This window comes from Gemmobacter nectariphilus DSM 15620, from assembly GCF_000429765.1.
GTDB lineage: Bacteria > Pseudomonadota > Alphaproteobacteria > Rhodobacterales > Rhodobacteraceae > Wagnerdoeblera > Wagnerdoeblera nectariphila.
The window spans coordinates 1-25,005 of record NZ_KE386950.1 but is presented as its reverse complement, the minus strand read 5'-3'; the positions used below and the strand labels follow the sequence as shown (position 1 = coordinate 25,005).

Annotated in this window: 18 protein-coding genes; 6 read left to right on the top strand and 12 right to left on the bottom strand. The window is 64.0% G+C overall.

The genetic code is table 11. The features are described 5' to 3' along the window. Window positions 1-2,319, top strand: a 2,319-nt coding sequence (locus tag G481_RS0122385; RefSeq protein WP_028031996.1) for a VapE domain-containing protein, incomplete at its 5' end; no start/stop codon positions are given. Between the two features lie 323 nt (window positions 2,320-2,642). Here G481_RS0122385 and G481_RS24930 read toward each other — a convergent pair. Next, on the bottom strand, window positions 2,643-5,717 hold the full coding sequence (locus G481_RS24930; protein ID WP_035027109.1) for an AAA family ATPase: 3,075 nt from the start codon (window positions 5,715-5,717) through the stop codon (window positions 2,643-2,645). Further along, entirely contained in the window at window positions 5,714-6,856 is a 1,143-nt protein-coding gene (locus G481_RS0122375) for an exonuclease SbcCD subunit D (protein ID WP_028031995.1), read from the bottom strand. Before G481_RS0122375 ends, G481_RS24930 begins: the two co-directional genes overlap by 4 nt. Window positions 6,857-6,933: 77 nt before the next feature. Between G481_RS0122375 and G481_RS0122370 the strand changes: the two genes are divergently transcribed. The 3 genes from G481_RS0122370 to ychF all read left to right on the top strand — a co-directional run bounded on the left by G481_RS0122370 (window position 6,934) and on the right by ychF (window position 9,616). Beyond that, window positions 6,934-7,752, top strand: a complete 819-nt coding sequence (locus G481_RS0122370; protein WP_028031994.1) for a BrxR family transcriptional regulator — start codon at window positions 6,934-6,936, stop codon at window positions 7,750-7,752. Window positions 7,753-8,067: 315 nt separating this feature from the next. Continuing rightward, window positions 8,068-8,457: a CopD family protein gene (locus G481_RS0122365; protein WP_028031993.1), complete on the top strand. Its 390-nt coding sequence runs from the start codon at window positions 8,068-8,070 to the stop codon at window positions 8,455-8,457. A 61-nt stretch (window positions 8,458-8,518) separates the two neighbouring features. After that, a complete protein-coding gene (gene ychF, locus G481_RS0122360; protein WP_028031992.1) occupies window positions 8,519-9,616 on the top strand; it encodes a redox-regulated ATPase YchF in 1,098 nt (365 codons plus the stop codon). 6 nt (window positions 9,617-9,622) lie between these two features. On the opposite strand, the gene G481_RS0122355 is transcribed toward ychF, so the two are convergent. From G481_RS0122355 to G481_RS0122310, 10 genes are all read right to left on the bottom strand, one after another. Beyond that, a complete protein-coding gene (locus G481_RS0122355; RefSeq protein WP_028031991.1) occupies window positions 9,623-10,177 on the bottom strand; it encodes a carboxymuconolactone decarboxylase family protein in 555 nt (184 codons plus the stop codon). 8 nt (window positions 10,178-10,185) lie between these two features. Next, window positions 10,186-11,508, bottom strand: coding sequence for an aspartate aminotransferase family protein (locus G481_RS0122350; protein WP_028031990.1), 1,323 nt, complete (start codon window positions 11,506-11,508; stop codon window positions 10,186-10,188). Window positions 11,509-11,545: 37 nt separating this feature from the next. Beyond that, window positions 11,546-12,535, bottom strand: coding sequence for a C45 family autoproteolytic acyltransferase/hydrolase (locus tag G481_RS0122345; protein WP_028031989.1), 990 nt, complete (start codon window positions 12,533-12,535; stop codon window positions 11,546-11,548). Beyond that, window positions 12,535-13,995, bottom strand: coding sequence for a biotin carboxylase (locus G481_RS0122340; RefSeq protein ID WP_028031988.1), 1,461 nt, complete (start codon window positions 13,993-13,995; stop codon window positions 12,535-12,537). Before G481_RS0122340 ends, G481_RS0122345 begins: the two co-directional genes overlap by 1 nt. A gap of 18 nt (window positions 13,996-14,013) precedes the next feature. Then, a complete protein-coding gene (locus G481_RS0122335; protein WP_035027108.1) occupies window positions 14,014-16,746 on the bottom strand; it encodes an aminotransferase class I/II-fold pyridoxal phosphate-dependent enzyme in 2,733 nt (910 codons plus the stop codon). Window positions 16,747-16,812: 66 nt separating this feature from the next. Further along, the gene (locus G481_RS24925) at window positions 16,813-17,790 is read right to left on the bottom strand and encodes a carbon-nitrogen hydrolase family protein (protein WP_084451192.1); all 978 of its coding nucleotides are present in this window, start codon (window positions 17,788-17,790) and stop codon (window positions 16,813-16,815) included. A 52-nt stretch (window positions 17,791-17,842) separates the two neighbouring features. Further along, on the bottom strand, window positions 17,843-18,265 hold the full coding sequence (locus tag G481_RS0122325; protein ID WP_028031986.1) for a universal stress protein: 423 nt from the start codon (window positions 18,263-18,265) through the stop codon (window positions 17,843-17,845). Between the two features lie 12 nt (window positions 18,266-18,277). After that, window positions 18,278-21,040, bottom strand: a complete 2,763-nt coding sequence (locus G481_RS0122320; protein WP_028031985.1) for a TRAP transporter permease — start codon at window positions 21,038-21,040, stop codon at window positions 18,278-18,280. Between the two features lie 122 nt (window positions 21,041-21,162). Then, window positions 21,163-22,119: a TAXI family TRAP transporter solute-binding subunit gene (locus G481_RS0122315; protein WP_028031984.1), complete on the bottom strand. Its 957-nt coding sequence runs from the start codon at window positions 22,117-22,119 to the stop codon at window positions 21,163-21,165. Between the two features lie 458 nt (window positions 22,120-22,577). Then, the gene (locus G481_RS0122310; RefSeq protein WP_028031983.1) at window positions 22,578-23,933 is read right to left on the bottom strand and encodes an IS1380-like element ISPme1 family transposase; all 1,356 of its coding nucleotides are present in this window, start codon (window positions 23,931-23,933) and stop codon (window positions 22,578-22,580) included. A gap of 225 nt (window positions 23,934-24,158) precedes the next feature. Here G481_RS0122310 and G481_RS0122305 point away from each other — a divergent pair, with 225 nt between their 5' ends. Both G481_RS0122305 and G481_RS26200 read left to right on the top strand, forming a co-directional pair. Next, entirely contained in the window at window positions 24,159-24,680 is a 522-nt protein-coding gene (locus G481_RS0122305; RefSeq protein WP_035027106.1) for a crossover junction endodeoxyribonuclease RuvC, read from the top strand. After that, window positions 24,677-25,005: HNH endonuclease (locus tag G481_RS26200; RefSeq protein ID WP_028032001.1), on the top strand; the 329-nt coding region annotated here is incomplete at its 3' end. The genes G481_RS0122305 and G481_RS26200, both read left to right, overlap by 4 nt.

Sequence of the window (25,005 nt, the reverse complement as noted above, 5' to 3'; positions counted from 1 at the left end):
GGGCTCTGCGACGGCGCGCTCTTCGACGAGGCGGCGCGGCTGGCGGGGATGGATCTCCCTGCGCCGCAACCCGCGCCGAAGTCGCCCATGCGCGCGCGCCCGGATCACTCTGCCGAGATCGCGCGGCTGGTCGATGGGGCCGTGCAGATCGCGGGCACGCCCGGCGAGACCTATCTGCGCACGCGTGGGCTGTCGGATCCCGGTTCGCCCGACCTGCTGTTCCACCCCGATCTTCCGGACTTCGACAGCTGCCGCGGCTGGCCCGGCCTCATCGCGATCCTGCGGCTGCCGGACGGAGGGCGCGCGCCGGGCATCCATCGCACCTTCCTGCTCGACGATGGCAGCGCGAAGGCGCCCCCGGGCAAGAAGATGCTCGGGAGCGTGAAGGATGCCGTGGTTCGCCTGTTCCCGATGCCGGAGGATGGTCACATCGGCATCGCCGAGGGGATAGAGACGGCGCTCGCCGCGCACGCCCTCTTCGGCACACCGGTCTGGGCGGCGCTGTCGGCTGACGGTCTGGCGCGGTTCAAATGGCCCGAGGGTGCTCGGCGCGTCACCATCTACGCCGATGCCGGGGACGCCGGCCACCAGGCGGCCGCGACGCTCTCGGACCGCCTGAACCGGGCGGACATCCCGAACGAGATCGTTGCGCCGCTGCATCGCGACGATTTCAACGACGATCTGCTGCGCGGGGCCCGCGCCGAGGATTACGCGCGTGAGGCAGACGCCACGGTGGAGCCGCAGCCCGCAGACCCCATCGACGCCGAGACGGCCATGCCCATCGTCGCCTCCGCCGACGATCCCGCCACCTTGATCGCCGCGGCCGAGGCGCTGACCAACCCGCCCGAGTTCGAAGCGCTGTCAACGCTGCTCGGGCGCATCGCACTGGCGAAGCTCGACCCGCTGCCCGAGCGGCAGGTCATCGCGCGGATCAAGTCCGCGACCGGGATCGGCATGTCGGTCCTGACCCAGCAGCTGGCCGAACTCCGCCGCCGTGTGAACGCCACCGGCGATCCAAACGCGCCGATCCCGAAGCCCGCCTGGTTCAGGCGCCTCCGGCTCGACCTCGCGGGCGCGCCCGAGCGCAACGAGGCCAACGTCATCGTGGCGCTGACCTCCGATCCGGCCTTCGCCGGTGTGCTGGCCTTCGACGAGTTCGGGCAGGAGATCGTGGTCCGCCAGCCGCTGCCGTGGGATTGTGCAGCTGTGTCCCTCCCGCGCCCCTGGGAGGACGCCGACGACATCCGCACCGCCGAATGGCTGCAGCTGCGCGGGATCAACGTGGCGCCGGTGGTCGTGAGCCGCGCCGTCGGCGCCGTCGCCCGCGAACTGCGCATCCATCCCGTCCGAGACTGGCTCGACACCCTGACATGGGACGGCACGCCCCGGATCGAGACCTGGACCAGCGTCTATCTCGGCGCCGAGCCCACGGCGTTCCATCACACCATCGGCGCGCTCTGGCTGATCTCGGCCGTCGCCCGCATCTACCGCCCCGGCGTGAAAGCCGACCACATGCTGATCCTCGAGGGGCCGCAGGGCGCGCGCAAATCCACGGCGATCAAGGTGCTCGCTGGTGAGGAGTGGTTCACCGACGAGCTGCCGGAACTCGGGTCGAAGGACGCGGCCCTGCACATGCAGGGCGTCTGGATCGTGGAAATCGCCGAACTCGACGCCATTGGTCGCGCCGAGGTCTCGCGCATCAAGGCTTTCCTGACCCGCACCACCGACCGCTTCCGCCCGCCCTATGGCCGCTACACGGTCGAGGTGCCGCGCCAGTGCGTGTTCGCGGGCACCGTGAACCCCGACACCTACCTGCGCGACGAGACCGGCAACCGTCGGTTCTGGCCGCTCCGCTGCGGGACCATCGATATCGCGGCGCTCGCGCGCGACCGGCACCAGCTCTGGGCCGAGGCCGCCCACCGCTTCCGCGCCGGTGCAATCTGGTGGATCGACGATCCGGCGCTTTTGGAGGAAGCCCGCGAGGAACAGGACCGCCGCTACCAGTCCGACGCCTGGGACGACCTGATCGAGCACTGGCTGAGCCACGAGATCCGCACCGTTTCCGATGGCTTCCCCGATTACGGCAACTCCCGCACCGAGAGCGTTCCGCGCCCGGAGCCGCTGAAGGACGTATCGGTTGGCGAGATCCTCGAGGAGGCGATAGGGCTCGAGCCTGCCCGCTGGACCAGACGCGATCAGAGCCGTGTCGCAGCGTATCTGAAGGCGAATGGCTGGAAACGGGAACAAGTGCGGATTGGGTCAGGCCGTAACGCGCCTAGAGTGTGGCGATATCGCCGGCGCTTGGAAGATGAGTGCTAGGCCTTGAGCCTACCCTCCGGCGACTTGCGTCGAAAAGAGGTCTGGTGTGTCGGCATCTCGCTTTCGCGAAAGTCGCTCGCCCAAGTGGAGGCAGGGATGCTTGATCCTTGAGAGTCCTTTTCGCCCCTCGAAATGGGCGCTCCCGCCGTTGGGCATCCGCACCGTGATGACTTCGGCACCGCACACAGGGCATTGGTGACGAAGGCTCCGACGCTTCTTCTCGTCTGGCGAATGCTGCAACACCCAGCTTGCTCGGACTTCAGTGGTCCTGCCGTTCGACAGCCGCCGCGAATGTGAGCGTCTTGGGATCCAGCGGTGAACCATTAGACAAGCCCTCTTTCTTCCACGCTACTCCCAGAGATTCCTTTTCTGACATAGAAGCCATTGGGGATCGCCTCCTGGACGAGCGGCACATGCGAAATCAGCCCCACGGCACGGTTCTGTCGGACGATGGAGTTGAGGACCTGGAGTACCTGGTCGAGCGTGCCGGACCCGTTTTCGGTGTCGAGGCTTCCAAACCCCTCGTCGATGAAAATCGTGTCAAGCCGCACCTTGCCGCTCGCGCTTTCGACCACGTCGGCAAGACCCAGTGCGAGAGCGAGCGCGGCAATGAACGTCTCGCCACCTGAGAGGGTGCTCGTGGCGCGCGATTTCCCGGTGTGAACATCGAACACCTGGATGCCAAGCCCGCGGCTACCGCGTCCGGCCCCGTCGAGATCTCGCTCGAGGCTGTAGCGGCCGGAGGTCATTGGCGCGAGCCGCAAGTTAGCCGCTTCCAGCACACGGTCGAACATCGCGCCGATCGCGAATGTCTCCAACGTCAGTCTTTGCGAGTTCTGCCCGTTCACCAGAGCTGCCAGTCCGCGCAGCGGGCCGGATGCAGCTTCAGCTTCGTCAAGCTTGCGTAGGGTCTCCTCCATACCCTTTCTCAGCTTATCCAGATGATCGACACGGCTCTGGGCGGCGACGCGCGCTTCGGTCGCCCTGCCGAGCGCTTCGGCATGGGTCTGGTGCGTTTCTCCTAGTGCTTCGAGATCCGGCCGGGACATCCCTTCGATCGCAGAGGCGGCATCTGTGGCAGCGTCAGACGCACTCTTGTGCTCGCGTCTGTAGGTCTCGACGGCTTCCCTATCCTCATCGAGAGTTTCGATGGCCGGCTTGAGAGACTGAAACGCCTCTGCTGTGAGACCAGCGCCAGCCAGTCTTGTCCGGAAGACCTCCGCCGCCTTCTGATGGCGCGTCTTGCAGTCCGCGAGCGCCTTGTCCGCGCCTTCGAGATCCTTGACCGCGCTGAGTGCCATTTCGCGTGCGGAGTTCAGCGCCTTTTCCACCGCGTTCCGCGCCGCCTGAAGCGACTCCAGCGATCCGGCCACCTTCTTCAGTGTGGCCGCGAGCGTCGGCGCATCGCGGAGGTTGTCCGGCACCTCGGCGAGCCTGCCATCGCGCGCCGCTTTGGCCTCAGTTGCCTTGTTCCGCCGCTCATCGAAGCAGTCTCGCAACTCATCTCGTTTCCGCTCCAATTCCTCGATCTGCAGTTCCAGTTCCTCGATCCCGGTCTCCGCGGCAAGAATGTCGACCCGGGGCCCAAGCGCTGCGAGTGCGTCGTCTTCACGACCGATCTGTGCCGCGATGACGGCTGCACGCTCCTCTGGCGGTTCAAGGGTGGACAAGCGTTTCTGTCGCTCCTCGAGCGTCGCTTGCACCCCGACCAGTGCTTCGCCAGCTTGCCGGGCTTCGCGATCGGTGGCCAGCCATGCTTCTCGTGACTCTCGGAATGCCTTGTCCAGGCCGGCACTACCGATTTCGCCAGTCGCCGGCGCAGGATGTTCGGTTGCGCCGCAGACCGGACATGGCGACCCTGCTTCCAGTCTCGTCGCAAGGTGCAGCGCCTGTGCGGCCGCGAGATTTCTTTCGGCCGTCTCATAATCATCTCGCGCCGTCTCGGCCTTTCCGGCCGCAGCTTCCGACTTCCGCAGTTGTTCTTCGACAGCGGCCTGAGCCGTTGCAACATCCTGCAAGGCGCCCTCGTAGGACTTGGCGGCCAGATGCCGTTTGTCGAGCTCTGCGCGCCGGCCCGCGATCTCGGCGCGCTTCGCCTCCGTTTCGCGTGCAGCTTTCAGCTCGGCGCTTTTCGACGTGCGCTTCTCCTGAAGTCCGGTCAGATCTGACTTTGCCTTCTGAAGACCGCGTTCGGCGTCCCGCTGCTCTTTCAGCGCGATTTCGACCGCCTGATTGCTATCGGCTGCTGCCTCGAGGATTCGACCATACCTCTCCAGTTCGTCGCTTCTCCGGCGCAGGGTTTCGACCTCATCGGCACGGTCTTCCTCACGCCGGAGCGCCTCTGCCGCCTTTTCTGCTTGTTTCGCGGCGATTTCGGCGGCCTTGTCTGCCTCTTCGCGCTTGGTCTCGGCTTCACCAACCTCGCGTTCGGCATCCCTCACACGTTCCTCGACATCGATCAGACCGCGCGCGCGCTCGGCTTGTCGGACCTGCTCGGCAAGCGCCTCGATATCGTCCTTCCGCGCCTCAAGTGCGCGAAGCCGCTCCCTCATCTTTTCGGCCGCCGCGAACTTTTCCTCGATGGCCTCCGCCTGGCGCAGCGCCTTCTCGGCAACTTCCGCCGTCGCCTTCTTGGTTTCTTCGATCGCGCGAAGTTCCGCACATCTCGCAGTTGCGGTTTCGATGCCCGCGATCAGTGCATCGGTGCTCTCGAATCCTTCTGCCGCGAGCTGCCTGGCACAGAGCGCACGTTCATCCCGCACCTGCCGTTCAGCCTCATCGGCTGCGGACTTGAGATCGGCCATGAGCTTCTCGTACAGCGAGACATCGAAGAGTTCTCGCAGGATTTCGAGACGCTCTTTCGTCTTGGCCGAAAGGAACTTCTCGAAGCGCCCTTGCGGCAGAAGGACGATTTGCCGGAACTGCTCAGAGCCGTATCCGAGCATCTCCATGACAGCCGCGTCGACGTCGCGCACCTTCTTCTCGGCTACGATCTTGCCCCGTGCCGCATCTGTAATTGCGTCGAGCGACATTCCGGTCGCATCGAACAGATAGGCTTCGTGCGCGCTACGGGTCTCGCCCTCACCGCGCGCCTTGGGTCGCATCTGGTCGGGTCGGCGAAGCACGACATATCGCCGTTCACCAATGTCGAATACGAACTCTGCCTCGGTCATTACATCCGGATCGGCGTGATCCGAGCGCAGCGACGGAGCGTCTTGCTCCGCCTTGGCCGCTTCTCCAAAGAGCGCAAAGGTCATTGCGCTGAAGATGGTCGATTTGCCTGACCCCGTCTGTCCGTATATGCCGAAGAGGCCCGCCTTGACGGCATCCCGGAAGTCGATGACGACCCGGCCAGGATAGGGACCGAACGCCTGAAGCGTGAGCCGAACCGGTCTCATTGCACATCCTCCGTCTCACGCAGGCGACCAAGGGCCGATGCTACGACAGCCAGTTCTTTTTCCGCGATCCGGTCTTCGCGCACATGCTCGAGGAAGTCGCCAATGACTTCGACAGGGCTCGCAACCGCCGGAGCGCGCCCCGCCAGCGATTTGACTTCTGGCGCGCGATCGTTCCGCTCGTAAACAAGTTCACAAGCGTTCGGGAACACGTCGCGGATGCGCTTCATTCCATCGATCACGGGCGTATCGTCGGTAAGCACGATCTTGATGAAATCGTCAGATCGGTCCGCGAGCAAAAGCTCTGCGTGTCGTCCCCTCAAAACGCGCACCCGACGAATGGGCTCGAAGGGAATAGTCTCTACCGTCGTTCGGCCGACCGCATCGATCTCGACGAGACTCATCGACTTCTGGCAGTCAGATTCATCAAATCCGAAAGCCAGTGGCGATCCCGAATACCGGATATGAGGTACACCGACCGATTGCGGCCGGTGCAGATGCCCGAGCGCCACATAATGAGCACCTTCGAACACGGATGAACTGACCGTCTCGACGCCCCCCACTCGAGTGAGAGGCCGCTCACTTTCGCTGCTCGCCGCCCCAGCTACAAAAGCATGCGAAACGACGACCCATCGCGCGCCATCGGGAATGTTGCGCCGACTGCAAGCCACCTGAGCCGCGAGAACGTCCTCGGGGGTGTGGAGAGCTTCATCGGCGAAACATTCGCGGGCGGCATACTCATAAGCGAAGGGCAACCCTGTGAACGCCACGGGTCCGTATGCGTCACTGAGGATCAGAGGTTTCTCGTCAGCACTGATGGCTCCGCGTATCAACGCGCGCCGTGTGTCGGTCATGATCGCCATGGATGCGATTCGATCACCAGAGTCGTGATTGCCGGCGATCATCACCACGGCTGCCTCAGTCTCTGAGGCCACGCGCGCCAGGAACCCATTGAACTGGCGCACAGCAGAGGTCGGTGGGGCAGCCCGATCAAATATATCTCCCGCAATAACAAGGACATCAATACCATTCGACGTGATCGCCGAAACGATCTGATCGAGAACTGCGCCGTGGTCGGCATCCAGAGGGATCCCGTTCAACTGACGCCCGAGATGAAGGTCGGCGGTGTGGAGAATCCTCATTGCCATAGTCCGTATAATTTTTGATCGTATAATTTCTAGATGGACATTTCGTCAGGAGTCAAGGTAGGGATGCACCCATGACGCTCGACGACCTCAAGCACGCTCAGAGAGAGCGCCTGATCTTTCTGGACCGCTGCCTGACTTGGCGGGGCATGGCGAACCGCAGGGATCTGATCGAGCGCTTCGGTATCTCGACCGCGCAGGCGGCGCTGGACTTCCGTGTCTACCTAGGTCTCGCGCGCAGCACGCCGCCCATCTACGATCCGGTGCGAAAGACCTACATCGCCGCGAGCGAGCACGAGCCCTTAGCACCATCCGGCCTGACCGAAGCCTTCGATATCTTGGCGAGCGACGATGAAAGCACGCCTTCGGCCGCGTTGCCCCGACCAGAAAGGAAGGCAGATCGGAGGACCATCGCGCTTCTTCATCAAGCAATCAGGTCGGGGAAAGCCGTCCACGTCCGATACACATCCATGTCGTCCGGCGCCGACGATGGGCAGTGGATCGCGCCGACCCGCTTCACGTCGGATGGTGAAAGCGTTCACGTGCGTGCCCACAGCTTCAAGCACGGCGAATATCGGAACTACCTCCCGATCCGCATCGATCCTGACAGCTCGTTCGAGGAGAAACTCCTGGCTGAGCCACTGCCGGTAGACGTGGATTGGAACACTCGGGCAATCATCTGGCTGCGCCCGAAGTCAGGGCTTTCGGATCGACAAGCCAGCGTAGTCCGAAGGGAATTTGGCTTTGAGGGAGAGTTCCTGCGCGTTGAAACGCGGAAGGCACTGGAGTTCTTCTTCAATCGGCGTTGGGGACTGGATGAGAAGGGCGCGCGGCTTGAGCGGGCGAAAACTGAATACGGGCCGATCGCGCCAGCATGGCCGAACGATCATTGAGAGCGCGGCAAGTGGTAACCTTTGAGCGGCTCGTGTCACCAACCGCCAGCGTCACCAACCGTGACACCATCCCCACGCGAAACTCGGTGACACGAGAAACTCTGCAATTCCAACGGTGTCACCGACCTTGCCGAGTGCCACCAACCGATTTTCTACCTTCATGTGAAGACCGACATAGCGGGTGGCGCCCATCTCATCTCTACGAGGGAAATGATAGGGGGCATTGGTGACACCAAGAATGGTGACAGCGCCAGTTAATATATTGAAAAATATTAGAAAAATTGTGTCACCAACCGAAAAAGGGCTTCACTACATATTCTCTGCGTGATGGGGTGGATGACCTCCATCTTCGCGGTGCCGCGCGCGCTGATCTACTGGAAGCGCGAACATGCGAAGCTGGGCGGGTTCGGGCCGCTGGGCGACCTGACGATCCGCCTTTACCGCTTTTCGGCCGGGCTGGGCGTGATCGCGGTGGCGACCGGGCTCTGGCTTGGCTGGCAGGTCTGGTCCTTTGCGCCCTGGGTCCATGTGAAGCTGACGCTGGTCCTGGTGCTGGCGCTGCATTACATCTGGACCGGCGTTCTGGTCCGGCGCGCGCGGCGGGGGGAGTTTCGCGAATCCGACCTTTTCCTGCGCATTTTCAACGAGATCAGCGTGGTGGCCGTGATCGCGATCCTTTGGGTCGTGGTGGTCAAGCCGTTCTGACGCTTGCCTCGCCCCCCTGCCTGCCCTAGAAGCGCGACCGATGTTGGCGCCGGAGGGTAGGATGGGTTTCAGGATGGGCATCGTCGGGCTGCCGAACGTGGGCAAGTCCACCCTTTTCAACGCGCTGACGAAAACCGCCGCCGCGCAGGCCGCGAATTTTCCCTTCTGCACGATCGAGCCGAACGTGGGCGACGTGGCCGTGCCGGACCCGCGTCTTGACCAGCTGGCCGCCATCGCCGGATCGAAACAGATCATCCCGACGCGGATCACCTTCGTCGATATCGCGGGCCTTGTGCGCGGCGCGTCCAAGGGCGAGGGGCTGGGCAATCAATTCCTTGCCAATATCCGCGAGGTTGACGCCATCGCCCACGTCCTGCGCTGTTTCGAGGATGACGACGTCACCCATGTCGAGGGCAAGATCGACCCGATCGCCGATGCCGAGACGATCGAGACGGAACTGATGATCGCCGACATGGAAAGCATCGAGCGGCGGCTGGCCAATATCGCCCGCAAGATCAAGGGCGGCGACAAGGAGGCCGTGGCGCAGGAAAAGCTCATGAAACAGGCGCTTGCGGCGCTTGAAAGCGGCAAGCCCGCGCGCAGCGTCGAGGTGGCGGCAGAGGATGAGAAAGCGTGGCGAATGCTGCAACTTCTGACCTCCAAACCCGTTCTCTTCGTCTGCAATGTCGAGGAAAGCTCAGCCGCGTCGGGCAATTCTCTGTCGGCGAAGGTGGCGGAGATGGCCGCACGGCAGGGCGCGGCCTCGGTCGTGATTTCGGCCAAGATCGAGGAAGAGCTGGCGCAGATGGATGCCGGTGACGCCGCCATGTTCCTTGAGGAGATGGGCCTGCATGAGGCGGGGCTGGATCGCCTGATCCGCGCGGGCTACGACCTTCTGGGCCTCCAGACCTATTTCACCGTCGGGCCGAAAGAGGCCCGCGCCTGGACCATCGAGAAAGGCACGCTGGCCCCGCAGGCCGCCGGTGTCATCCACGGCGATTTCGAGCGTGGGTTCATCCGGGCCGAGACCATCGCCTTTGCCGATTACGTCGCCGGGAACGGCGAGGCGGGCGCGCGCGAGGCGGGCAAGTTCCGCGTCGAGGGCAAGACCTATGAGGTCAAGGACGGCGACGTCCTGCACTTCCTCTTCAACGCCTGAACCGGGCTATGGGTCGATGGGGTCGGCCCGCAGGGCGGCGGCGATGTCGTCATCCAGCGGGGTTGCGAAGGATTTCAGGATGAAGGCCAGCGTCGAATAGAACCCGACCGTCGCGATGAGGTCGAGCGCGCCTTCCGCGCCCATCTCCGCCATCAGCCGCGCCCTTGTCGCCGGGGTCAGTTCCGCACCGTCCAGAAGCTCGTCCACCGCCGTGGCCAGCAGCGCGTCGGCGGGGGCCATCTGGTCCGGCGCACCCCGCATCGACCGGATGCGGGTGTCGTCCAGCCCGCATTTGCGCGCGCGGACAACATGCTGCGCCCATTCATAGGCGGACCCCAGTCGTACCCCGGTCCGCAGGATCACCACTTCGGACCGGTCGCGGCCCAGCGAGGTCTGGTTGACGACATGTTCGCGCAGGTCCGACCACGCCTTCAGAAGCGCCGGGTGGTGGGCCATCACGCGGTAGACGTTCAGGCCCCCGGCAAAACCGCTGCGCATCTCGGGGATCGACTCGGGCCAGTCCTCATCGGTGACCGGCAGCATGGGATTGTCGTTGGTCATTACGCTCCTCAGCCCAGCGCCACGTCAATCGCGCCCGAAAGCTTGTCGACAAGCTCATCCAGTTGCGCGTCCTCGATGATGAAGGGCGGGGCAAGCAGGACGTGATCGCCGCTCTGCCCGTCGATGGTCCCCGCCATCGGGTAGCAGATCAGCCCGGCCTCGAACGCGGCCTTCTTGATCTTGCCCGCAATGCCCCGCGACGGATCGAAGGGGGCCTTGCTGTCCCGGTCCTCGACCAGTTCGATGCCCCGGAACAGGCCCCGCCCGCGCAGGTCGCCGATATGGGGGTGCTGGCCGAAACGGTCCTGAAGCCGTGCCATCAGCTTGTCGCCCTGCACCTTCACCCGGTCGACCAGCCCACGGTCCAGAATGGCCGAGACGACCGCATGGCCCGCCGCCGCGGCGACCGGATGGCCGATATAGGTGTGGCCGTGCTGGAAAAAGCCCGACCCGCCCGCAATCGCGTCGTAGATGTCAGAGGTACACAGCATCGCCCCGATCGGCTGATAGCCCGCGCCAAGGCCCTTGGCGATGCAAAGGATATCGGGCGCGACGCCGTCCTGTTCGCAGGCGAACAGCGTGCCGGTCCGGCCCATGCCGCACATGACCTCATCGAGGATGAGGAGGACGCCGTATTGGTCGCAGATCTCGCGAATGCGGCGGAAATAGCCCGGCGCGGGGGGCAGCGCGCCCGCCGTCGCGCCGACGACGGGTTCGGCCATGAAGGCCATCACCGTTTCCGGCCCAAGGCGCAGGATTTCCGCCTCAAGCGCGTCGGCGGCGCGGCGGCCATAGGCCTCGGGGCTTTCCCCCTCGGCGCGGTAGCGATAGTCGTAGCAGGGGTCGATATGGCTGACATCCAGCAGGAGCGGCCCGAACTGCGCCCGGCGCCATGCGTTGCCCCCGGCGGACAGCGCGCCGATGGTGTTGCCGTGATAGCTTTGCTTGCGCGCGATCAGGCGGCCGCGCTGCGGTTCGCCCTTTTCGACCCAGTATTGCCGCGCCAGCTTGATCGCCGCCTCGGTCGCCTCGGACCCGCCGGAAACGAGGTAGACCCGGTCGAGCCTGCCCGGCGCGTGGGCGATCAGCAGATCGGCCAGCGCCTCGGCCGGTTCCGAGGTCAGAAAGCCGGTATGGGCGAAGGCGAGCTTGTCGAGTTGCGCCTTGATCGCCTCTGTCACCGCCTTGTCGCCGTGGCCAAGGCACGACACCGCCGCCCCGCCCGACCCGTCGAGATAGCGCTTGCCGGTGTTGTCGATCAGATAGCACCCCTCCCCCCCGACGGCGACCGGAGGGGCGGATTTGGTGTGCCGGGGGAAGATATGGGACATGATCGGCTCCTACCGTTTCACTGGCCCGCGACGGGCCTCAGGATGCGTAAGGCTGCGGTTCGGGCATGACGATCCGCCGCGCGCCCTCGGCAAAGGCATTCAGGGTCAGGGGCCACTTCGCGCCTGGCCAGCGCAGCTCCATCTCCCCCAGTCGGGGACGATATACCGCCGTGTAAAGCGTTCCGAAACCACGATCGAAGGCGGTGGAGTAGATCGGACGGCGCAGGAAGGCGCCTATGAACCTGTCCTCCGGCTCCACATGCAGGGTGAGGCGCTGCAAGAGGAACCGTTCGCGTTCCACCGTCGCGGTCATGCGGGCATGGGCATCCCATTCGACCCGTTCCTGATGGTTGGTGGCGACCGCCGCATGGGTCAGAAGGGTGGCGCGATCCGGGGCCATCAGCGCGGTCAGGAAATTCCGCTTCCGGTCCAGAACGGTGACATTGTAGCTCATATGCGTGGGGATACGGGCCAGGGCGCGGCCCGCCTCCTCGGCCGTTGTACAGGTCTGAAGCACATAGCGCAGGATCAGCGGCACACCGAACCCGTCGCCCACGACACGCCGGCCGCCAAAGGTCAGCGACACCGCAAGCCCGGCATCGCTGACCCCGTCGACCAGTCCCCAGAGACCGTCCGAGGTCCCCATGACGGTCCGCCCCTGCCAGCCGGTACGCAGAACGACCCCTTCGAAGGACCGCGGATCGTAGTCGTAGTTGCGCACAAGGACGGGCTCCTTGCCGGGCCAGATCGCCTGACTGCATCCCGCCAGATAGGGCGGCGGGCGGTAGAAGCTGAGGAAGCGGGCCGCCAGATCGCCGCCGCCCGCCAACGCACAAAGCTCTTCGTAAAGCGGCAGGATTTCGGGCATGTGGGTTTCAAGCGCGCGCAGGCTTTCGCGGTAGGTCGGGCGCGCATCCTCCCCTTCCCGCAGCCACCATGCGCGGTAGGCGGGCCAATGCGCGTCGAAAAGCGCGGCCCATTTCGGGCCGGGCCGGTCTTCGTTTATGGCCCGCCACCAGAGGTCCATTACATGATCTTGAAGGCGGGATCGGAGAGCGCCGGCCCTGCCGCCGTCATCGGCAAGGGATCGGCCGAGAAGGCGGACTTGATCCCGTGGATCCATTTCAGCGCGCGTTCGTTCAGCCGGAACCCGTTCGTCATCGACCGGCCGCGCGTGACGAGGATGCCCAGATCGGCGCCTTCATAGCGATAGTCGCCGGGCTTCAGGATGCGCAGGAAGAACGCCTCATTCTCCGACTCCACCGCGCGCCGGTGATAGTCGAAGCGATCGAAGACCACGCGCCCGTCCTCAAGCATCCGGTAGATGCCGGTCTGCGGCGCGCCCGTCAGCCGGTCCACCGAATCCTCGGTATGCTTGATGACCATCTGGCTCCAGCCGTCGATCATGTCGGGATCGGCCCAGCGGGCGTTCAGTTCGTCCACGTCCAGCTTGAACTGCGCCTTGGAGAATTCGAGCAGGTGGAACAGGAACAGGGGTGCGTCCGCATGGGCGAAGGCGGCGTGGTTGGTCATGGATGAGGCGCCGGTGATGCGCGGGTTCAGCTCTCCCAGCCAGATGTCGCCGGTCTTCTTGTCGATCAGGAAGTCAAGCTCGAAATAGCCGCGATAACCTTCCTTGCGAAGCTGTTCGCCAAACTTGAAGGTCAGGTCGCGGGCCTTCTGGCGGACCTTGGGCGCGAAGGCAGTGGCGAAGATCTCATTCCCGCACCAGCCGCCGCGATAGGGGGTCAGTTCCCTGAAGCCCACAAGCTCGGTCATCAGGGGGCCGACGATGGTGCCTTCGCTGGTCGCGCAACCCTCGATGGCGGAGCCGCGGCAGTCGATCCGCTTCATGATCTTGATCTCGCCCTCGCCGACGATCTCATGCTCATGGCGGCGGAAGTCGGCCTCGGACTTGATGAAGAAGGTGGTGTGGCCAGAATCGCCAAAGGCCGATTGCAGGACGAGGTCATGTCCAAGCCCCGCCTTCTCGCAGGTCTTCTTCAGGTCCTCATAGCTCTTGACCTCGGCCAGCGTGTTCGGGACCGAGGGTACACCGGCCTTGTTGCCGACGCGCACCGTTTCGATCTTGTTGTCCATCTTGGTGCGCAGCTTCGCCTTCGGGAACCAGACATCTCCGCCCAGTTCCTTCGCCAGGCGCTCCGTCTCCTCATCGAACATCAGGAAGACGAATTTCGGCTTGCCGCCGCGCCGCTTGATGAGGTCGATCACCTCCTTGTGCTGGAGGAGGTAGTTGTTGATGTCCTCGATCGACTGGAATTCGGCATGCGGCTGTTCGGAGGGGCAGAAGACGTTCGGATGGCGCCCGTCATAGCAGTCTATGTAGCAGATATACTTGAAGTTCTTGCACCACTCATCAATGCCCAGCAGGTTGAAGTTCGTGGCCGAGACGAAATAGACCGGGTCCTCGTTACGGTGAAAGAAGCGGCGGATTTCCGAGATGTTGTTCAGCTTTGTCTTGGACATGTCTTCCTCTCTCCCTCTCTATTCCGCCGCGGTGGCGAGTTTCGTCATCTGGCTGGCCAGCGCATCCTCGGTGAAGACCCTGAGGCCGAGTTCGGCGCGGTAGCCATGGATCTCGTTCACGTCGAGCGCGCGCATGAAGGCAAGGATTTCCCGGCTCACGACCTGTCCGGGGACGAGGATCGGGAAGCCCGGCGGATAGGGGATGATGAAAGACGCCGAGACGACCGCGCGGCCCTTGTCCATCTCCTTCTCGATCCCGCCTTCCAGTTCGAGGTAGTCGCACTTGTTCTCATCATAGGACAGGAAGAAGGCGCTGCGGATGTCGCCTTCGCCGGTCTCCGCATCGGCGCAGAAGGCCGGGTGGAACTGCGAGAAGTCGGGCAAGGGCGGCAGGTCCTGCATCAGGTTCCTGACCCGTCGGTCGAAGGCCAGCCGCTCCATCTTCGAGGCATCGTCAAGCCGGTCGTCCAGTTCCTTCGCGATCTCCACCAGAACCTCGATCAGATAGGCGACCGAGGATCGCGTGGTGCCTATATTGGTCATGAACAGGACCGTGTTGCGCGAGGTCTTGTTGATCTGGATGCCGTACTTGTCCATGAGAACTTGCGTCTTGAACGTGTCACCGTCCCATCCGGTTCCCCCCACGGCCAGCGTGACCCGCGTCGCATCAAGGACGAATTCGTCCTTTTCCCAGCACTCCCAGATATCGGTCCAGCCCTGATCGGGGTCGTAATAGCTTTCCACCCCGCTTTCGCGGAACTCCTCGGGGATCATGTCGCCTGCGGCGAGGACCTTGAAATACTTCTTCAGCAGCGGATGGGTGGAGATCGCGCGGCGCATGGCCATCGCCGCCTCGACCTGGCGCTGGACGAATTCGAACCCTTCCAGTTCCACCTGCCGCCGCCCGACATCGAGCGAGGCGATGATCTGGTAATTCGGGCTCGTCGAAGTGTGGGTCATATAGGCTTCGTGGAAGCTTTGCTCGACCTCGCCCTTGAAGTCCTGATCGTTCACATGGATCATCGACCCCTGCCTGAGCGCGGTCAGCGTCTTGTGCGTCGATTGCGTCGTGTACACCCGCACCCGCGCCGTGGGCGGCGGGATCAGCCGGGTTTTCAGCAGCGTCGCTTCATCGGCATCCACCAGCTTTTCCGCCTGTCTGGCATGGGCCTTGGCGTGTTCGGGCGACCGTAGCCTTTCACGCAGCACGTTGGCGGCGTTCATGCCGGTGCGCTGGCGATAGGTCGGGCCGAAGCGGGCGAAGGCGAACCATGCCTCATCCCAGAGGAAGATCAGGTCGGGCTTGATGGCGAGGCATTCTTCCATCACCCGCTCGACGTTATAGACGATGCCGTCGAAGGTGCAGTTGGTCAGCAGAAGCATCCTGACCTTGTCGAGCTTGCCCGCCGCCTTCAGCTTCAGAAGCTGATGCTTGATCTCCCGAAGCGGTACCGCGCCATACATCGAATATTCGTTCAGCGGATAGCTGTCGAGGTAGCGGACCTGCGCGCCTGCCAGCACCATCCCGTAATGGTGCGACTTGTGGCAGTCGCGGTCGATGAGCACGATGTCCCCCGGCCGGACCAGCGCCTGCACGACGATCTTGTTGCAGGTCGAGGTGCCGTTGGTGGCAAAAAAGGTCTGCTTCGACCCGAAGGCGCGGGCCGCGTATTCCTGCGCCTTCTTGATCGGCCCGGTCGGTTCCAGAAGGCTGTCGAGCCCGCCCGATGTCGCCGATGTTTCGGCAAGGAAGATGTTGGGGCCGTAGAAGGCGCCCATGTCCTGAATCCAGTGCGAACGGGAAATGGACTTGCCCCGGCTGATCGGCATGGCATGGAAGACGCCGGTGGGCTGCTTTGAATATTCCACCAGCGCGGTGAAGAACGGGGTCTTGAAGCGCGACTGAACGCCCCGAAGGATGTTCAGGTGCAGTTCCATGAAGTCTTCCTGATTGTAGAAGACCCTCCGGCAGATCCCCAGATCGAGCCCCGCGATGTCCTCGACCGAGCGGTCGGTCACCAGATAGGCGTCAAGCTCCGGCCGCACCCGCGCGATCAGGCGGCACAGTTCCGGCCCGTAGTCCTCGGGCGGGATGTCCTCGATCCGCTCCTCGCCGCCCGCGCGGTTCAGGTAGCGCGTCAGGATCGGCAGATCGACATCGGATTCAAGCCGAAGGCCCGGCCGCACAACGATGGCCTGGATGTTGTAATTGAAGAGGATCCCGATCAGCGCGTCCTTGAGGCTTGGCACCACGACGGGTTCGTAGATGAAGGCATCCTCGGGCCTGCGCATCGAGGTCATGTTGGCCTTCAGCCAGCGTTCCTGATGCTCATTCACGTCATCGACGATCAGCACCTCGAAATAGGGCTTCGTCAGCGCCCGCGCCTCGGGCGGCAGCAGCGCCTCTTCTTCCTGCTCCTCGTCAAGGCTTCCGCGCTCCAGCGGGATGTGCCGGCGGCGATAGGCGCCGGTGCCAAGGCCACGGGTGACGCGGCGGGCGGCAAAGGCCACCTCTTCGATCAGCCCGTGGTCGAACTGCCGCCGCATGTGGTCAAAGGCGGAGACGCCGGGAAAGGCCCAGTAGCGTTCGATCACCTCCAGCGCCTCGAACAGCGCCGCCGCCTCGGTCCTGAGCTGCTTCGAGCGCCTTCCCTCCGGCTCACGCTCAAGCTGATCCAGCTTTTCGCGCAAGGCGCTCCAGCGGTCGGACCGCAGTTGCACCGCCGAGTAATAGTCGCCCATCGACTGCATTCGTTCCTCCTCATGCAGAGGCGTCCGCCAGCCCATGCGCCGTCCTCCCGGACGCCTCGGCCGGTGTCAGCCCGTGGAAATACGCCCCGCCAGCGGCGGCACGCCGTCATCGTCGCGGAACGGCGGACCCATCGACTTGTGCGTCTCACCGATCACGGTCGTCTCGCGCGGATTGATGCCGGACAGCGATCCCTGCCGCGGCATTTCAAGCGCGCCAAGGCTGTGAAGATAGGCATCCGCCCCGCTCGCACGGTCATAGACCGGGAAATCGACCGACCTGTCGCGGAAGCTTTTCAGCACCTGCCCAAGGCCCTTCATGCCCGTCTCGCGCGTGCGCCGGACAAGGGCGAGGTCGACCTCGATCGGGAACATGTCCTCCTGCCCCGCCGACTGGTGCAGCACCGTGGCCGAGGGATCGACGACGCAGGACCGGCCATTGCCCCCGGCGCCAAGGCCATTCACGTCGACGACATAGCACTGGAACTGCGCCGCCGTCGCCCGCGCGATGGCCAGTTCCGCGTCGCGGTCGGTGGTGCCGGTCAGGACCGGGTGCAGCAGCACCTCCACCCCCTGCGCGGTCAGCTGCCGCGTGGTTTCGGGGAACCAGATGTCATAACAGATCGACAGGCCGAAGCGCCCGACCTGCGGCACGTCGAAGACGCAGAACTCCGTCCCCGCCTCGACCTCCGTCTCATAGGGGCGGAAGGGAAACATCTTGCGATAGCTCGCCACGATCGCGCCATCGGGGTTGATGACGGCGGCGGTGTTGAAGATGCGGCCATCCTCGGTTTTTTCGAACATCGAACCAGGGATCAGCCAGATATTGTGCTTGCGCGCGGCGTCCTGGAACCGCGCCAGGCTGTCGTTGTGGAACGGCAGCGCGAATTTCGGCAGCGGCCCGAAGGGCGCGAGTTCGGAGAACAGCACCATCTGAGTCCAGGGGAACCGCGCCATCAGGATGTCCAGCCGATGAAGCATGCCATCGGTGTTGGACTGAAGCGCGTTGACGTACATCTGCACGCCGGCGATTGCGAAAGGGGTCATATTCGGGCCTGTATCGTTCCCGGCCCCTGCTGCGGGCCGTTCCTTCGCCATATCACCGCACGACCAGGACGGAAACCGGCGACCGCCTGACAACCCTGTCAGCCCGCGATCCGACGAGGAATTCCCTGACCCGGTCGGGCGCGTGACTGGCCATCACCACAAGGTCCGCCCCGGTGGAGGTGATGTGATCGAGGACCACGTCATGCACCCGGCCCACCGCGACATGGCTTTTCGCCTCTCGCGCCCCGGCCCCGTCAAGCAGCGCGTCAAGCTTGTCCTTGGCAGCCTTCAGCGCGTTTTTCTGAAAGTCCGGCGGAAAGTCCGCCGCCACCAGGGCCGCGCCGTAATCCGGCACGACCGACAGGACATGAAGCGCCGCGCCGGAATCGCGTGCGATTTCCATCGCCGTGGGCAGCGCCTTTTTCCAAGACGCGGCATCGCCCAGATCGACGGTCAGGAGGATGGTCTTGTACATCTTGTCGCCCCCTCAGGCTTCGGCCCGGCGCGGCTTTGGCGCGCGGCCCCGTTGCAACATCACCACGCCCGCCAGAACCAGAAGCGCGGGGATGAACATCCAGTATTTCGACGGCGCCGAGGCCGGTTTCAGGACGCGCAGCACCTCCTGATCCCAGTCGAGCCCCGCTTTCTGCGCGGGCGAGTCATAGGCGGCATCGTCGATGATCATCTTGTCGCCGTCCTGCCGGAAGGCGAGACCGGCGGCGGCCAGTTTCTCCTCGCCCGTCGCCTCGGCCCCCATCGGGACCAGTGCGACGAACTGGATCGGATCTCCCAGATCGTTGACGCCCGCCACCCGGAGACGGAGGTTTTCCCCCGCGGGCGTATCGGCGGCGGCGGCAGCGATCTCGGCGGGCGCGACCTCGGTGAAGGGCGGATAGATCATGTCCATCCAGAAGCCGGGCCGGAACAGCGTGAAGGCCACGAGCAGCAGGGCGATCCCTTCATAGAAGCGGTTCCGCGCCAGGAACCACCCCTGCGTCGCCGCCGCGAAAAGCAGCATGGCGATGGTCGCGACGCAGAAGATGAAGATGCCGTGCAACCAGTCCACGTTGATGAGCAGGAGGTCGGTGTTGAAGATGAACAGGAACGGCAGCGCGGCGGTCCTGAGCGAATAGAAGAAGGCCACGACGCCGGTCTTGATCGGATCGCCCCCCGACACGGCGGCGGCGGCGAAACTCGCCAGACCGACGGGCGGCGTCACGTCGGCCATGATGCCGAAATAGAAGACGAAGAGGTGAACCGCGATCAGCGGCACGATCAGCCCGTTTTGCTGACCGAGCGTGACGATGACCGGCGCAAGCAGGGCCGACACGACGATATAATTCGCCGTCGTCGGCAGCCCCATGCCGAGGATCAGCGACAGAACGGCGGTCAGGACGAGGATGGCAAGGATATTGCCGCCCGACAGGACCTCAACCACATCGGCGAGCGCCGACCCCACGCCGGTCTGGCTGACCGCGCCGACGATGATGCCCGCCGTCGCGGTGGCGATGCCGATGCCGATCATGTTGCGCGCCCCGGTGATGAGGCCGTCGAAAAGGTCGCTGACCCCCTTGCGCACAGCGCCGCCGAACGCCCCCTCGCCGCGCATCATCGCCATCAGGGGGCGCTGGGTCAGCAGGATGAAGATCATGTAGGCCGTGGCCCAGAAGGCCGAAAGACCCGGTGACAGGCGGTCGACCATCAACGCCCAGACCAGCACCACGACCGGCAGGATATAATGCAGCCCCGCGCGGATCGTCGGCCCCGGCAGCGGCAGTTGCGTGACCGGCGCATTCGGATCGTCCAGATGTAGCGGCTCTTCCTTCGACGCAATCCAGAGGAGGCCGACATAGACCAGCGTCAGGAAGGCGAAGACTATGTAGCCCGCCGTTGCCGGGAAGGCCGGACGGACCCAGCCCATGCCGTAATAGACGGCGAGCGAGACGGCGCAGATCGCGGCGATGGTAAAGGCGATGCCGATCAGGCGCTGCACGATGGGCTTTGGCGTATAGGCGCGCGGCAGCCCCTCCATCCCCGCCTTCATCGCCTCAAGATGCACGATATAGACCAGCGCGATGTAGGAGATGACGGCAGGCAGGAAGGCATGGCGGACCACGTCGAAATAGGGGATGCCCACATATTCGACCATCAGGAAGGCGGCCGCGCCCATCACCGGCGGCATGATCTGGCCGTTGACCGAGGACGCGACCTCGACCGCGCCGGCCTTTTCGGAGGAAAAGCCCACCTTTTTCATAAGCGGGATCGTGAAGGTGCCGGTGGTGACGACGTTTGCGATGGAGGACCCGGAGATCAGGCCGGTCATGGCCGACGAAACAACGGCAGCCTTGGCAGGCCCGCCGCGCATATGGCCCATCAGGGAAAAGGCGACCTGGATGAAGTAGTTCCCGGCGCCCGCCTTGTCGAGGAGCGAGCCGAAGAGGACGAAGAGGAAGACGAAGGAGGTCGAGACGCCCAGCGCGATGCCGAAGACGCCCTCGGTCGTGATCCATTGGTGGTTCACGATCTCGGACAGGTTGTTGCCCTTGTGGGCAATGATCTCGGGCATGTAGGGGCCAAGGACCGTGTAGACGAGAAAGACACTCGCCACGATCATCAGCGCCGGGCCAAGCGCGCGGCGCGTGGCTTCGAGAAGGATCAGGAGGCCGATCACCGAAACCACGAAATCCTGCAAGATCGGCGCGCCGACACGGCTGGAGATGTCCTTGTAATACACGAAGAGGTAAAGCGCGGTCGCCGCGCCCACCACGGCCAGCGCCCATTCCCAGGGCGGTATCCGGTCCTTGGGCGAGCCGAGCAGGATCGCGGCGACGATGGCCAGCGATACCAGCGGAATCCACCAGACCGGCGTGCCTTCCTTGGCCGAGACGAAGAACAGGATGCCAAGGATCACCGGCACCCCGATGCCAAGCGCAAGCTGCACCTTGGTGCGCGCGGCCGGGAAGGCGGCGAAGGCAAGGAAGATCGCGAAGGCGAGGTGGATGGAACGCGCCTCGGTATCGTTGAAGACGCCGAAGCCAATCATGAAGGGGATCGGAGAGGCGATCCAGATCTGGAACAGCGACCACGCCAGCGCGATGATCGCGATGAAGGCGCCGACCAGCCCCTGCTGGCCGCGCGCACCGGTGTCCGACGATGCGACGAGCTCGTCAAGCTCCGCCTGGCTGAGGCCACCATGCCCGGCGGCTTCATTCTCGACCACGGCGGCTTGCTGCTGGTCCTGTCCTGTCATGTCCCCCCCTGACCCTTGCCGGGTTCATCACCGATTGAGATGAAAGTATCGTCCGGCTTCGACGAAGGTAGATCGGCCGGTCGTGGCGCCGCCCCGCGGACGGGACGGCGCGAAGGGCTGGCTTACATCCAGCCGCGTTCCTTGTAGTACTTCTCCGCCCCCGGATGCAGCGGCGCGGACAGACCGTCCTTGATCATGTCCTCTTCCTTCAGGTTGGCGAAGGCCGGATGCAGGCCCTTGAAGCGGTCGAAATTGTCGAAGACGGCCTTGACCACCTCATAGACGACATCGTCGGGCACGTCGGCCGAGGTCACGAAGGTTGCCTTCACGCCGAAGGTTTCGACGTCATCCGGGCTGCCGGCATACATGCCGCCAGGGATCACCGCCTTGGCGTAATAGGGGTTGTCGGCGACCAGCTTGTCGATGGCCTCGCCGGTCACCGGAACCAGGTTCGCCTCGACGGTCGAGGTCGCCTCCTGGATCGAGCCGTTGGGGTGGCCGACGGTGTAGATGATCGCATCGACCTTGTTGTCGCCAAGGGCGGCGGCCTGTTCGGCGGGCTTGAGTTCCGAGGCCAGCGCAAAGTCGCTGTCGCTCCAGCCCATCGCGCCCAGCACGACTTCCATCGTCGCGCGCTGACCGGAGCCGGGGTTGCCGACGTTCACGCGCTTGCCCTTCAGGTCATCAAAGCTGGCAATGTTCGCATCCTTGCGGGCGACGACGGTGAACGGCTCGCCATGCACGGAAAAGACCGCGCGCAGCTTGTCAACCTTCTTGCCCTCGAATTCCGAGGTGCCGTTATAGGCGTGGTACTGCCAGTCGGACTGCGCCACACCCATGTCCATGTCGCCAGCCGCGATGGCGTTGATATTGGCGATTGAGCCGCCCGTGGACGGCGCCGTGCATTTCAGCCCGGTCTTCGGGGTGTCGCGGTTGACCAGACGGCAGATCGACTGCCCGACGACGAAGTAGACGCCGGTCTGGCCGCCCGTTCCGATCGTGATGAACCTTTCCTCTGCGCCGGCAGCCGTCGCCAGAGCCATCGCACCCGCGAAGGTAAAGGTCTTGAGGTAACTCATTGCGTTTCTCCCTGTCGTACCAACCATGATGCTCGATGACGTCCGGGATCTTCCGCCCCGGATTGTCGCCGTTGCAGCCGTTCAATAGCCCCGACACAACTCACGCCGCAGCGAGAGTGTCAGCCTGCCGGGATCGGGTCTGTTCGCATTTCCGCCATGCCCCGTGCGTGAGCTGGTCGCGCTCAATCCCTAGCAACGCCGGGAAACGATCCGATCGGGAACATGGGCACATTTCATCCGACATTCCCCAAGTGGCCTGCCGCTTGACTTCAAGATCGCCTGATTTTGCTCGCTGGGCAAGCGTTTTTCGCCCCGAGCGGTGTCTGTCGTCGCGCAAACGGCCGAAGTCGGGTGGATCAAGCCTCGAACCCGCAGCATTCTGGCCCGGCAGAGCCGCTTTTCCGCGCGGCAGACGGACCTGTCCTGCCGCTTTCGTTCAGCTTGGGCATGGATCGTGGTCATGCGCATGACGGAGGCGTTCGAAGACGGCGGATGGCGGCAAGGACGGCCCGCACCATCGGGCCGGTGACGGCGACCTCGGCCAACTGGAAGGTAATGGCGCGGGCGTGGCGGACGGCGCGGGCGCCGATCTTGATCAGCTTGAGTTGCAGGCTGGTCAACGACCAGTCCGCCATGGCCTCGGGCAGTTCGATGCAGCGCAGGAAGGTTGCCAGGTTGTAGGCCAGCGCGTGCAGTTGCAGCCGCACCTCGTTGTGCCGGAACTTCCGGCATGACAGCCGCGTCCAGCGAAAGGCATATTTGCCTTCCTTGATGTGCTGCTCTGCGGTGCCGCGCTGGTTGTAGAACCTCACCACCCAGTCTGGCTCCATCGGCAGGTTGGTGACGATGAAGCCGACTTTGGGGAACAGCTCGCCCGGATGCCATTCGATCTTGGCGATGACGCGGCGCGGCTTGTCCCAGGACGCCGCCTGATACTCGAAGTCCTCGAAGAACCGTTTGACCTTGGTCAGCGAAGGCCGTCCCACGGGCCGTGTCAGCCGATGCGCGATCTTCTCGCGCAAGACGGCGTTGGCGGGCAGACGGATGGCGTAGAAGAACCTGGCTTCTTCCAGCCGCATATAGATCGCGGGGATCGCGTAGGCAGCGTCGGCCCGGAAGAAGCGTCCACCAAGGTCGCGGCCAGCATATCGGGCAATGACGGGATCAAGGACATCCCGCCAGCCATCGGCGCTGTGGACATTGCCGTTACGCAGGGCGCAGCGCTCCAGCATGCCAAACTGGTTGAACAAGAAGATGGGGTGATAGCAGGTGCAGTCGAAATGCCCGTTCCAGGCAGCACCTTCCTGATCGCCGTGGGTGGGGCTGACCGAGCTGTCCATGTCCAGCACGATGTATTTCAACCCGTTGCGGTCATGAAACCGGTCGATCCATTGGCCGTTCAGATCGGCCAGCGCCGCCCGGTTCGCGGCCAGAGCCAGCGTCTCGGTCTCGAACCGTCCCATCTGCGATGCCGAAGCAGCTTGCGCCTCGACGGCCCTGCCGCCAACGACCTGACGCATCACGGGATCGAGGGCCAAGCGGTCGGCATCGTTCACATCCTCGTATCCGGCCAGTCGTCCGAACACCGATTGCCGGAACAATCCGTCAAGCCGATGGAGCGTGTTCTTCCCGGTGCGGCTGTCTCGCAGCGCCTCCGACGCCAGATTGGACAGGCCGAGCACGTCATCAAGCTCGCGCATCACCAGCAGGCCACCGTCTGAACTGATCTGCGCACCACGGAACTCCAGACGCACACGGCGGTCGAAATCAACCCGATCTCCCCGCGCCAAGCCCGCACCCTCCAGGTGATCCATGAAACGCGCCCCTCGCAGCCGTCAACGCCATGATTTATATGCGAAATATCACGATTACGACAGCGAAATCAGCGACTTACTTGGAGAATGTGGGTTCACATAGTCGGTGACATCGCTTGAACGGCGATAGCTGATAGCGGCTCCGGACCGGCTTGTTTCGTTGGGCTTTCCTAAGTATTTTGTGAACGACCGTAGCCGAAGGCCCACAGCTTGTGAGCCTTCACGATGAACACACCGATCCCCGCACAGGACATCCGCCCCGAGCCGGGCGTGATTTGCCGGTCCTGCATCCTCGCCCTCGACCTCGGCACCACGACCGGCTGGGCGCTCCGCAGCCATGACGGACTGATCACCAGTGGCACGGTCAGCTTTCGTCCCGGACGCTTCGACGGCGGCGGCATGCGCTACCTGCGGTTCACCAACTGGCTGACCGAACTCGACCGGCTGTCGGGGCCCATCGCCGCCATCTGGTTCGAAGAGGTCCGGCGCCACGCAGGGACCGACGCGGCGCATGTGTTTGGAGGTCTCCTCGCGACGCTGACGACATGGGCCGAGTTGCGAGGCATTCCGTATAGCGGGGTTCCAGTCGGCACGATTAAGAAGCACGCGACAGGCCGTGGAAATGCTCCCAAGCAGGACATTATTGCCGCGGCACGGGCTCGCGGCTTTTCCCCTGCCGATGACAACGAAGCCGATGCAATCGCGATCCTGAACTGGGTCATCGAGACGAACGGGGGTGTCGCTTGATCGACTTGAACCCGGAGTGGCGCTCGATCCCAGGTTGGCCGGAATACGATGTTTCCGAGGATGGACAGGTTCGGCGCGCGGTGGGCGGGAAAGGTGCCCGGGCGGGTCGGATTCTGAAGCAGTGGCGCAATCCCCAGAACCACTACCTCTATGTTCAGCTATGGCGCGGAAACCGCCGCACAGGCATCCCGGTTCATCGCCTTGTCGCCATGGCCTTTCTCGGACGTCCGCCCAGCGAACGTCACGTTGTCGCACATGACGATGGCACGCGACACGTCAACCACCCATGGAACCTCCGTTGGGCGACACAGCGCGAGAACGTCGG